The sequence below is a fragment of the Burkholderia sp. BCC1998 genome (assembly GCF_905339875.1).
Lineage (GTDB): Bacteria > Pseudomonadota > Gammaproteobacteria > Burkholderiales > Burkholderiaceae > Burkholderia.
Map to the genome: position 1 here is coordinate 171,658 of NZ_CAJPHE010000012.1, position 11,739 is coordinate 183,396.

The following is an 11,739-nucleotide window of genomic DNA, read 5'->3' on the forward strand; positions in this document are numbered from 1 at the left end:
GTCGTTTCATTCTCCGCAATCGCCGTCTCGATGGAAATCGTCTTCACAGTCCTGATCCTGCTGCTGACCGTCGCGCTGTCCGGCGCGGTCACACGCATCCTGCCGTTGCAGCTTCCGCTGCCGCTGATGCAGATCGCGTTCGGCGCGATGCTCGCGTGGCCGAAGCTGAACCTGCACGTCACGTTCGATCCCGAAATCTTCATGCTGCTGTTCATTCCGCCGCTGCTGTTCGCGGACGGCTGGCGGATTCCGAAACGCGAGCTGTACCTGCAGCGCCGCGCGATCCTGATGCTCGCGTTCGGGCTCGTGTTCATGACGGTACTCGCAGTCGGCTATTTCGCGCACTGGCTGATACCCGAGTTGCCGCTGCCGATCGCGTTCGCGCTCGCGGCCGTGCTGTCGCCCACCGACGCGGTCGCGCTGTCGGGCATCGCCGGCAAGGGGCGGATCCCGCCGCAACTGATGCACATCCTCGAAGGCGAGGCGCTGATGAACGACGCGTCGGGCTTGGTCGCGCTGAAGTTCGCGGTCGCGGCCGCGCTCACCGGCGTGTTCTCGCTGCGCGATGCGTCGATCACGTTCGTGATCGTCGCCGCCGGCGGGCTCGCGACGGGCGCGCTCGTGTCGTGGGGGTTCAGCGCGCTGTCGACGCGCTTCCTGAACGCCGAGCAGGAAGGCGATCCGGCCCCCGGCATCGTGATGACGCTGCTCGTGCCGTTCGCCGCCTATCTGTTCGCCGAGCATCTCGACCTGTCGGGCGTGCTCGCGGCCGTGTCGGCCGGGATGATGATGAACTACACGAGCTTCTCCCGCAAAAGCACCGTCGCGTCGCGCGTGCGGGCCGAAAGCACGTGGGCGATGATCGAGTTCGTGTTCAACGGCATGGTGTTCATCATGCTCGGGCTGCAGCTGCCGCACATCATCGGCCGCGCGCTCGTCGACGCGCACCACACGAGCGACGCGCTCGTCGGCCGGATGATCTTCAACGTGTGCGCGATGATGATCGCGCTCTATGCGATCCGCTTCCTGTGGGTCTGGCTGCTGCGCTGGATCGCGAGCCGCCGCGCCGCGCGCCAGGGCCTCGCGGGCACGATGGCCGGCGTGCGCACGATCGCGGTGATGACGGTCGGCGGCGTGCGCGGCGCGGTCACGCTCGCGGGCGTGCTGTCGATCCCCGTCGCGCTGTCCGACGGCGCGCCGCTGCCCGGGCGCGACACCGCGATCTTCGTCGCATCGGCGGTGATTCTCGGTTCGCTGATCGTCGCGGTGATCGGCCTGCCGCTGCTGCTGCGCGGCGTGCGCTCGACGCGCAACCCGCTCGCCGACGAGGAGCGCACCGCGCGCGCGGCCGCCGCGCAGGCCGCGATCCGCGCGATCGACTCGTCGCACGACGCGATCTCGGCCGATCTCGACGAATCGGGCGCCGCGCGCTGCGCGGACATCTCGGCGCGCGTGATGGACCAGTACCGCCGCCGCCTCGCCGCGCTCGCCGACGACGGCCCGACCCCGCGCGCGCAAGCCAAGCAGGCGGAGACGATGGAACTGCAGATGCGGATCGCGGCGGTGCGCGCGGAACGTTCGGTGCTGTACCGGCTGCGCAGCGAAAGCAGGATTTCCGACGAGACGCTGACGAAGCTGATCCGCGAGATCGACCTGTCGGAAACGGCGCTGTCGACACGCAAGAAAGGACTCGTCTGAGCGGCTGCGCCGCGGTGCGATCGCACGGCCGCTCAAAAGAAACGGCGACGCACGAGCGTCGCCGTTTTCACATCCGCCCGCCGCGGCGTTACTTCGCGACGACGACCGGAATCCCCTTCAGCATTCCCGCGCCCTTCATCTCGTCGAGCGCGTGCTGCACTGCCGCACTCGTCGCCGCGTCGATGCCGAGCTGCAGCGCGAGCTCGCGCTCCGCACGCTTCACGCCCGCGAGGTTGCGCACCTTCACGTGACCGAAGCCGCGCACGCGGGCGTGAAGATCTGCCAGCTGCGTGACCTGCGCCGCATTGCCGGCGGTCACCGCGGCCAGCGCGCGCGTGAGCGTCGTCTCGTAGTCGTCCGCGAGCGCGCGCTCCATCCTGCGCTCGGCCGTGCGGCCGAACGGATCGAGCCACGTGCCGCGCAGGCTGCGCACGCGCGCGAGCGTGCCGAGCACCGGCCACATCCACTGGCCGAACACGCGCTTCTTCGGCACGCTGCCGTCGCGGCCGGCCTTCGCGACCGTCGGCGGCGCCAGGTTGAACTTCACGCGATAGTCCTGCCCCGGCACGCCTTCGAACTGCGCTTCGAGCGCCGTGCGGAACGCGCCGTCCGCATACAGCCGGGCAACCTCGTATTCGTCCTTCACCGCGAGCAGCCGGTAGAACGTCGTCGCGACCGCGCGCGTCAGCGCATCGTCGCCCTTCGCGCGCGCCGCGTTCACCAGTGCGCGGTAGCGCTCGACGTAACGCACGCCGCCGTAGGCGTCGAGGCGCGCCTCGCGATCGGCGATCAGTTCGGCGAGCGTCTCCGGCACAACCTGCACGGCCACCGCGTGACGCGCGTTCCACAATGCGTCGAGGCCCGCCGCGTCGCCGGCCGCCATCCGGCCGATCGCGAACGCGAGCTTGTTCATCGGCACCGCGACGTTGTTCAGCTCGATCGCGCGCATCATCGCGGCGAGCGACACCGGCACGAGGCCGAGCTGCCACGCGTAGCCGAGCATCAGGATGTTCGCGCCGATCGAATCGCCGAGGAATTTCGCGGCGAGCGCCTGCGCGTCGCAGCTCGACAGGTAGCCGTCGCCGGCCGCGTGATGCATTTTTTCGAGCAGCGCATCCGCGTGCAGGTTCGCGTCGGGGTTCTGCACGAACGACGCGTTCGGAATCCGGTGCGTGTTGACCACGATCCGCGTGCGCTCGTGGCGCACCGTCTGCAGCGCCTCGGCGCTCGCGCCGACGACCATGTCGCACGCGAGCAGCACGTCGGCCTGCTGCGTGTCGATGCGCACCTGGTTCAGCCACCGGTCGCTCGACGCGATCCGCACGAACGACAGCACCGAGCCGCCCTTCTGCGCGAAGCCCATGAAGTCGAGCACCGACGCGCTCTTGCCTTCGAGGTGCGCGGCCATGCTGATCAGCGCGCCGACCGTCACGACGCCCGTGCCGCCCACGCCGGTGACCAGCATGTCGTACGGCGCCGCATCGAGATGGGTCGCGGGCACCGGCAGCGCGTCGACGCGCACGGCGAGCGCGGCTTCGTCGAACGCCGCGCCCGCGGCCTTCTTCAGCGCCGCGCCTTCGACCGTCACGAAGCTCGGGCAGAAGCCGTTCACGCACGAGTAGTCCTTGTTGCACGACGACTGGTCGATGCGGCGCTTGCGGCCGAGCGGCGTCTCGAGCGGCTCGACCGACAGGCAGTTCGACTGCACACCGCAGTCGCCGCAGCCTTCGCATACCGCGTCGTTGATGAACAGCCGCTTGTCCGGGTCGGGGAATTCGCCCTTCTTGCGGCGGCGGCGCTTCTCGGCCGCGCAGGTCTGGTCGTAGATCAGCACGGTGACGCCCGGCGTCTCGCGCAGCTCGCGCTGCACCGCGTCGAGTTCGCTGCGGTGATGGAACGTCGTGCCCTTCGGGAACAGCCCGTGATGACCGTCGTACTTCTCCGGTTCGTCGGACACCACGACGAAGCGCGACACGCCTTCCGCCTCGACCTGCCGCGCGATCTGCGGCACCGAGATGCTGCCGTCGACCGGCTGGCCGCCCGTCATCGCGACCGCGTCGTTGTAGAGGATCTTGTACGTGATGTTCGCTTTCGCGGCGACCGCCTGGCGGATCGCGAGAATGCCCGAATGGAAGTAGGTGCCGTCGCCGAGGTTCTGGAACACGTGCTTCGTGTTGGTGAACATCGCGTGCGCGGCCCAGTCGACGCCCTCGCCGCCCATCTGGATCAGGCCCGTCGTGTCGCGCTCCATCCACGACGCCATGAAGTGGCAGCCGATGCCGGCCTGCGCGATCGAGCCTTCCGGCACCTTCGTCGACGTGTTGTGCGGGCAGCCCGAGCAGAAGTACGGCGTGCGCTTCACCGCGTCCGCCTCGTTCGACAGGATCTGCGGCGCGACGAGATCGACGACGCGCTCGCGCCGGTCGAGCGCCGGCTTGTGCCGCGCGAGCCAGGTGGCGAACACCGGCAGGATCCGCGACGGGCGCAGCTCGCCGAGCTCGGACAGCAGGCACGCGCCTTCGGCGTCGTGCTTGCCGAGCACGCGCGGGCGCGCACCGTCCGCGCGGTTGTACAGGTAGTCCTTGATCTGCTGCTCGATCACCGGGCCCTTCTCTTCGATGACGAGCACTTCCGACAGGCCGTCGACGAAGGTTTCGATCCGTGTCATCTCGAGCGGATACGACAGGCCGACCTTGTAGATCCGCACGCCGGCCGCCTCCAGGTCGGCGACGGTGAGGTCGAGCCGGCGCAGCGCCTCCATCAGGTCGAGGTGCGCCTTGCCGCACGTGACGATGCCGACGTTCGCGTGCGCGCTCGGCGCGATCCATTTGTCGATGCTGTTGCTGCGCGCGAAGTGGCGCACCGCGTCCAGCTTCGCGGCGAGGCGCGCTTCGATCGTGAGGCTCGGCAGGTCGGGCCAGCGGTTGTGCAGGCCGCCCGCCGGCGGCGTGAAGCCCCCGGGCGCCGGCCATTGCGTCTGCAGCGCGTCAAGATCGACGGTCGAGCCCGACTCGACGGTCTCCGAGATCGCCTTGAAGCCGACCCAGGCGCCCGAGTAGCGCGACAGCGCCCAGCCGTACAGGCCGAACTCCAGCATGTCGGCGATGTTCGACGGGTTCACGACCGGCATGTGCCACGCGATCATCGCGAAGTCGCTCTGGTGCGGCATCGACGACGACACGCAGCCATGGTCGTCGCCGGCCACCACCAGCACGCCGCCGTGCGGCGACGAACCGTATGCGTTGCCGTGCTTCAGCGCGTCGCCGGCGCGGTCGACGCCGGGACCCTTGCCGTACCACATCGCGTACACGCCATCGACGGTGCGCTCCGGGTCCGCCTCGACGCGCTGCGTGCCGAGCACGGCGGTGCCGCCGAGTTCCTCGTTGATCGCGGGCAGGAAGCGCACGCCGCTGCCGTCGAGCAGTTTCTTCGCCTTCCACAGCTGCTGGTCGACCATCCCGAGCGGCGAGCCGCGGTAGCCGCTGACGAAGCCGGCCGTGTTCAGGCCCTGCGCGGTATCGGCTGCGCGCTGCATCAGCAGCAGGCGGACCAGCGCCTGCGTGCCGGTCAGGAAGATCCGGCCGCGCGTGGCGGTCAGGTTGTCGGTCAGGCGGTAGTCGGATAGAGCGGGCGTGCCGTCGACGGGCAGGCGGGCGGTCATGGGGATGTCTCCTGATTGTGTGTTCTGGGCCGCGCACGGGGCGTCGGGCGACGCCGGCCGGGGCTGCGGCTGGATGGCTCTATTTTTTCGCGGGGAGACGAGAAAGTTTTTTCTCATCTTGCTCGGATGACGCCGGAGCGAGAAAAACTGCGCAGGTTTCGGTCGGAAATCGAGAGATTTTTCGCGCGGGGTGGCGGGCGGCTGTTCGGGGCGTGTCGGGGTGGGCAGGCGGGTTGCCTCGAAAAGGCCGGAATGCGCGGGAGGCGGACCGCGGGCGCGGCGGCGGGCGCTCGCAGGCCGTGCGGCAAGGGCTCGGGTGGTGGAACGGGCGCGCCCTCACCCATCGAATGCACAGCGTTCGGATTGGTCGCGGGTGCGGGATGTCCACAATGCCGGGGCTGCGTTTCGGGCTGGCCCGCGCGCTCACCATTCGGTTGCACAGGGTTTCGAGTCGAGCCGGAGGCCGGATGTCCAAACCTCGATCGGTCCGCGGTTCGAGCGGATGCCGACGCTCACCGTCGAAATTCACAGCGCGGCGAGTCGATGTTGGCGGAAGATATCCACACCGTCGGATTCCTGCCCCGACGACGCGGCGTTCGTCCTCACCTGTGGGATGCACAGGTTTGCGAGTCGATTCGGCAGCGCGATATCCACACCGCCGTCCGCCTTCGCGACTTTTCGGAGCGTCGGGGCGACGCGGGACAGCGCGCTTCAGTGTGGATGGGCCCGCCGCCGCAAGCGCCCGCACGGCCTTGGCGTTCGTCGGCGCGTGCAGTCGCGTCGCCGGACGAGGTGCCGGCACGGGTTTGGATATCGCCCACACCAGGCGCTGAAAATCCAGTGAATTTCGACGATGAGCATCGGCACGCAATCGAACAAGGATGCCGATCCGGGTGTGGACAGCCCAACCCGCGACGACTCGAAACGCTGTGCATTTCGACGGTGAGCGCCGATCCGGATGCGAACAGCCCGCCCCACGACAACGCCAAACGCCGTGATTTGCAACGGTGAGTGACTGCACGGCGATTGAACGAGGGTGCCGATTCGGGTGTGGATAGTTCGATCCGCGACCACTCGAGACGCTGTGACTTGCAACGGTGAGCGACGGCACGGCAATCGAACGAGGGTGCCGATTCGGGTGTGGATAGCTCGATCCGCAACCACTCGGAACACTGTGAAATTCGACGGTGAGCGACGGCACGACAGTCGAACGAGGGTGCCGATTCGGGTGCGGATAGCTCGACCCGCGACCACTCGGAACACTGTGAAATTCGACGGTGAGCGACGGCACGGCAGTCGAACGAGGACGCCGACTCGGGTGTGGATAGCTCGATCCCCGACCACTCGGAACACTGTGAAATTCGATGGTGAGCGAAGGCACGGTGTCGCACGAAAGCGCCGATTCAGGCGTGACCGGCAGCACATGCAAACCACGCCGAAGCCCACGCATCCGCAGTCGCACCGACGCGGCAGAGCAGCACGCGCGCGCCCTCTCCACCGAAAGACACAGCACGTCGACTGCTTTAGGCGACCGGATATCCACATCGCGGCAAGCACGCGAATGGCACGCGCGATCGCGCGTGCGGTTAGAATGCGCGACCCCGAAGCCGCGTCGAAGATCGGGAACGGGCACGCAAGTCGACACCTGACCCGTCCGGGTACCGACGCTCACCATTGAAATACACAGCGCTTCGAGTGAATTCCACGGCAGGTTATCCACACCGCGATGCGTGCGCGGCTCTATCGCCGATCCGCACTCGCCGTTAGAATGCGCGGCGCTCCGGATTTCGTGCGACGCCCGGAAGTCCGCACCAGGCAAGTCTCACGCGCGATCGGTCGGCGGCGCTCACCGGTCAAAGGCACAGCATTTTTCGTCGTCGCGATTCCCGGTTGTCCACACCCTGCATCGCGCATCCGGCCGCATCCGGTCGCACTCACCGGTGAAATGCACAGTCTGCCGAGTGGTTGCGAGGCCGTGATATCCACAACCGACGCGGCGAAAAAATTCATCGCGGGCGCTGCGGCAACGTCGGTTCACACGCCTGCCCGCGATCGGCGCCGGATGCCGGAAAGCCCCGCAAAATTCGGCCTCCGGACGCACGCTCACCGTTCGAATCCACAGCGTTTCGAGTGGGCGGAAACCCGGTTGTCCACATCCGCGCCGAAGCGGACGGCGCCGCAAGCGCCGTCATTCGGCAATCGAACGGATGATCCGCGCCGGGCTTCCGCCAACCAGCGTATTCGGCGGGACGTCGCGCGTCACGACGGCACCCGCGCCGACAACCGAATTCTCGCCGACCGTCACGCCGCCGATGATCGTCGCACCCGCGCCGATCCACACGTTGCTCCCGATCACGATCGGCCGGGCGACGACGGCGTCGCGCCGGCGGGACGGCTCGACCGGATGGCCCGACGTGATGAGACTGACGTTCGGCCCGATCATCACGTCGTCGCCGATGTCGAGGCCGCCGAGATCATAGAACGTGCAGTTCTGGTTGATGAACACGTTGCGGCCGATCCGCGTATCGGCGCCGCCCGTCGCATAAAACGGCGGGATCAGCAGAAAACCGTCGTCCATCGCCCTTCCGATCAGTTCTCCGAACAATGTACGGACGTCGTCCGCATCGTCGAACGTCAGACGGTTGAGCCGCGCGGTGATCGCCATCGTCCGCCCGAGCTCGGCGCGCATCGCGGCCGATTCCGGCGTGCGCCGGGGAATGATCGTGGTGCGATCGTCGTTCGCCATTCGTTGCCGTTCTCCGTGCGCGATCGAACCGGCGACGCCGCGCATCACGCAGCGCCTGACTCGTCGAATACGATCGCATCGCCCTGAATTCAGTCATTCGGTCGACCCGCGCGGGGTCACCCGGTTTCCACGTTTCGCGCCCCGCCGACGGCCATCGTCCGGGTGCGTGCGGGCAGCCGCCGACGCTGCTGCAAAGCCAGCGGAACAGCAGGGTCGTGACCGCTGTAGCCGAGCACGCATACGTCAATCTCAAACTAATTGTTTCATGACTAGTTAATTCATGAACTTCCGCCATACAAGGCTTTGCGGGAAATTCCCTAGCCGCCCGCATCCGCCCGGACACGCACGCCCCGCGCCCGCGCCAGGCTCCGCCATTCTCGCCGTCCGCCCCTGTCCGAACCTCTCCCGCTCGGGTACGCTTGAGCATCCACCGACCCGACACACGCACACCCATACGCGGAGGCGCGATGAAGCTCTACTACTGGCCGAAGACCCGGGCATTCCGGGCGCTGTGGATGCTGGAGGAAATCGGCGCCGTCTACGAGCTCGTGCCGATCGACTTGCGATCGCACGAACAAGGCAGCGACGCGTTCGTCCAGGTCAATCCGATGGCCAAGCTGCCCGCGCTCGACGACGGCAGCGAACCATTCGCCGAATCCGGCGCCGTGCTGCTCTATCTCGCCGATCGCTGCCCGGGCGCCGGGCTCGGCATTGCACCGGACGATCCGCTGCGCGGCCGCTTCCTGCAGTGGATGTTCTTCACGCCCACCTGTCTCGAGCCGGCGATGGCCGAGAAATTCACCGGCGCGTCGGGCAATCCGGTCGCCTTCGGCTGGGGCAACATCACGCGCGTGCAGCGTGCGCTCGCACAAACGCTCGCCCACAGCCGCTGGCTCGTCGGCGATCACTTCACCGCGGCCGACCTGCTGCTCGCCAGCACGCTGAAGATCGCGTTCGACGCGCACCTGCTGCCGCACGAAGGCGTGCTCGGCGACTACGTCGCGCGCGCCGAGGATCGCGACGGCCATCGCCGCGCGGTCGCGGTCGAACAGCGCGAAGCGGCGCGCCTGCTGCATGCGTGACGCGGGAACGGCACGGCCTTCCGTCGCGGCGGCCGCGCCCGAAGGCCGGCGCCCGTTCGCGCCGTTCACGGCCGTCATGCAGCCGGCCCGGGCGTCTGCGCGGCCGTGCCGGCCTCGACCACCACGCCCGGCGAACCGCGCTCGTCCGTATCGGTGTCGACCGGCACGACTTCGTGAAAATGCGTGTAGTCGATGTGCGTGATGCCGCCTTCGTCGTGCATCAGGTCGACATAGCGGTGACGCCAGCGGATCTCCGCATGCGTCCATGAGTAGCGCGCCTGCATGACTTGCGCGGTCGTCTCGTCGGAGCCCTCGATCGTGATCAGCAGCGACGCGTCGCGCGCGGCGAGCGACTCGGCCGTCTCGCCGAACAGCGGGCTCGTTTCGTCGATCACGTGCATCAGGTTCCAGCCGAGCAGGAAGATCGGATGCTCGTTGCGCACGAGCGGCAGGTCGTGGATCTTGCGCAGCATATAACCCTCGTGCGTGCCTTCGACGCGCATCAGCCGCAGTTTCGCCTGCGCTTCGGCGATCACGTTCTGGCGCGCATTCGCGGCGCGCACCATCAGCGTCATCCGCCCGTTCAGCGGACGCACGATCGCGTAACGCGCGAACAGGATCTTCGCCTGCGGCCGCGAGAAGCGCGCGAACACGAGGCCGGTCGCGAGCGCGATGCCCGACATCCCGATGAAGATCTCGAAGGTCGAGACGACGTGCGCGTAGACGGTCTGCGGATGCATGTCGCCATAACCGACCGTCGCGAGTGTCTCGACGCTGAAGAAGAACGCGCCGGCGAACCCGGCCGGCGACTGGTTCGCGATCGGCGCGTGGCCGAGCAGGTAGAGCGTCGCGAAGCCGCCGTTGAGCAGCAGGAACAGCACCGCGAGCGACAGGAAGAATACGGGCCAGCTCACCGTCAGCGCGCGGTGATAGAGGTCGCGCCAGCCGAGCGGCGGCATCCCGTACGCGATCACGGGGCGGGTGCCCGACCAGATCTTGCGGCCGCGGCCGCGGGTGGCTGGGGAGGACGAATCGACGTTCATCGCGCAAGGGCCTGGAGCAAGGAGGCGATGAGCGTAGCACGCGCGGGCGGCGGCCGGGAATGCGCAGCGATGCGGAGCGGGCTCGCGCGTGCGGCGCGAAAAAAAGCCGGCCGCATGGGCGGCCGGCTTCGCGGTCGTTCGGCGTGCGCGCGGCGCGGCCTGGGGCTTGCGGCTTGCGGCTTGCGGCTTGCGGCTTGCCGCCGAACTTACTTGCGGTCGACGATCACGCGGTCGAACGTGCCGCCGTCGGCGAAGTGGGTCTTCTGCGCATTCGCCCAGCTGCCGAAAACCTGCTCGACGCTGAACGTCTTCAGCGGCTTGAACTCGGCCGCATGCTTCTTCAGCACGGTCGCGTCGCGCGGGCGCAGATGGTGCTGCGCGATGATCTCCTGCGCCTGCGGCGTGTACAGGTAGTCGAGATACGCCTGCGCGACCTTGCGCGTGCCCTTCTTGTCGGCAACCTTGTCGACGACGGCGACGGGCGGCTCCGCGAGGATGCTCGCCGACGGGTACACGGCGTCGAATTCCGCGCCCGACGCGCCGGTGTCCATCAGCGCGACTTCGTTCTCGAACGTGACGAGCACGTCGCCGATGCCGCGCTGCGTGAAGGTCGTCGTCGCGCCGCGGCCGCCGGAGTCCAGCACCGGCACGTTGCGGAAGATCGCCTTCTCGAAGTCGAGCGCCTGCTGGTCGGTCGCGCCTTTCTGCTTCTGGTAGCCCCACGCGGCGAGGTACGCGTAGCGGCCGTTGCCCGACGTCTTCGGGTTCGCGATGATCACCTGCACGCCCGGCTTCGCGAGATCGCTCCAGTCCTTGATCGCCTTCGGATTGCCCTTGCGCACGAGGAACACCATCGTCGTCGAGTACGGCGAGCTGCCGTCGGGGAAGCGCGCGCGCCAGTCCTTCGGCAGCAGCTGGCCGCGCTCGGCGAGCAGGTCGATGTCGTTCGGCTGGTTCATCGTCACGACGTCGGCCTGCAGCCCCTGCAACACCGACAGCGCCTGCGCGCTCGACGCGCCGTGCGACTGCTTGATCGTCACCGTTTCACCCGTCTGCTGCTTGTAGGCGGCGGCGAAGCTCGTGTTGATGTCCTTGTACAGTTCGCGCGTCACGTCGTACGACACGTTCAGGATCGACGTGTCCGCATGCGCGGCCGTGGCCGCCACGACCAGCGCCGCCGCGGCGCCCGTGTGCAGCCAGCGGCCGATCCCCTTGATGCTTGCCATCGTGATATGCCCCGTTTCCAGTGGTGGTGAATAGGCGTGACGGCACGCGTACGCGCTGTCATCGAAACGTAAGCGGGCATTCTAACGGCCGGGCGCGACGCACTTTCCAATCTGTCGTGGAAAGCAAATCTCTAATTCTGCTAAGCGGCGCGCGTCGCTCGCGTACGCGCCGGATCCGGTGTTAAGATCGCCGTTCAGCCCCTTTCACGGTTCATCCATGTCCGTTGCCCCGCGTTCGCCGTCGATCCTTGCCGCCATCGCGGCAGGCGCGCGCGCGGCCGGG

6 protein-coding genes are annotated in these 11,739 nt (G+C 67.9%); 2 read left to right on the forward strand and 4 right to left on the reverse strand.

What is annotated here, in order from left to right:
* Positions 1 to 30: 30 nt before the first annotated feature.
* A complete protein-coding gene (locus U5A56_RS21505; protein ID WP_321924442.1) occupies positions 31 to 1,698 on the forward strand; it encodes a Na+/H+ antiporter in 1,668 nt (555 codons plus the stop codon).
* Between the two features lie 88 nt (positions 1,699 to 1,786).
* Here the strand turns inward: U5A56_RS21505 and U5A56_RS21510 are convergent, their stop codons facing one another.
* Together U5A56_RS21510 and U5A56_RS21515 are read right to left on the reverse strand one after the other, a co-directional pair.
* Positions 1,787 to 5,359, reverse strand: a complete 3,573-nt coding sequence (locus tag U5A56_RS21510; RefSeq protein WP_321924444.1) for an indolepyruvate ferredoxin oxidoreductase family protein — start codon at positions 5,357 to 5,359, stop codon at positions 1,787 to 1,789.
* Between the two features lie 2,188 nt (positions 5,360 to 7,547).
* Complete coding sequence (locus U5A56_RS21515; RefSeq protein WP_321924446.1) at positions 7,548 to 8,105, reverse strand: sugar O-acetyltransferase; 558 nt, start codon at positions 8,103 to 8,105, stop codon at positions 7,548 to 7,550.
* Positions 8,106 to 8,572: 467 nt separating this feature from the next.
* On the opposite strand from U5A56_RS21515, the gene U5A56_RS21520 reads away from it, so the two are divergent.
* On the forward strand, positions 8,573 to 9,187 hold the full coding sequence (locus U5A56_RS21520) for a glutathione S-transferase family protein (protein ID WP_044846169.1): 615 nt from the start codon (positions 8,573 to 8,575) through the stop codon (positions 9,185 to 9,187).
* Between the two features lie 74 nt (positions 9,188 to 9,261).
* Here the strand turns inward: U5A56_RS21520 and U5A56_RS21525 are convergent, their stop codons facing one another.
* Complete coding sequence (locus U5A56_RS21525; protein ID WP_124893697.1) at positions 9,262 to 10,230, reverse strand: ion channel; 969 nt, start codon at positions 10,228 to 10,230, stop codon at positions 9,262 to 9,264.
* 206 nt (positions 10,231 to 10,436) lie between these two features.
* Complete coding sequence (locus tag U5A56_RS21530) at positions 10,437 to 11,456, reverse strand: sulfate ABC transporter substrate-binding protein (protein ID WP_321924448.1); 1,020 nt, start codon at positions 11,454 to 11,456, stop codon at positions 10,437 to 10,439.
* Positions 11,457 to 11,739 lie beyond the last annotated feature (283 nt).

Bases quoted from the DNA above. Each gene is read 5' to 3' on its own strand.
- U5A56_RS21505 (WP_321924442.1), top strand. From the start codon at position 31: ATGGAAATCGTCTTCACAGTCCTGATCCTGCTGCTGACCGTCGCGCTG.
- U5A56_RS21510 (WP_321924444.1), bottom strand. From the start codon at position 5,359: ATGACCGCCCGCCTGCCCGTCGACGGCACGCCCGCTCTATCCGACTAC.
- U5A56_RS21515 (WP_321924446.1), bottom strand. From the start codon at position 8,105: ATGGCGAACGACGATCGCACCACGATCATTCCCCGGCGCACGCCGGAA.
- U5A56_RS21520 (WP_044846169.1), top strand. From the start codon at position 8,573: ATGAAGCTCTACTACTGGCCGAAGACCCGGGCATTCCGGGCGCTGTGG.
- U5A56_RS21525 (WP_124893697.1), bottom strand. From the start codon at position 10,230: ATGAACGTCGATTCGTCCTCCCCAGCCACCCGCGGCCGCGGCCGCAAG.
- U5A56_RS21530 (WP_321924448.1), bottom strand. From the start codon at position 11,456: ATGGCAAGCATCAAGGGGATCGGCCGCTGGCTGCACACGGGCGCCGCG.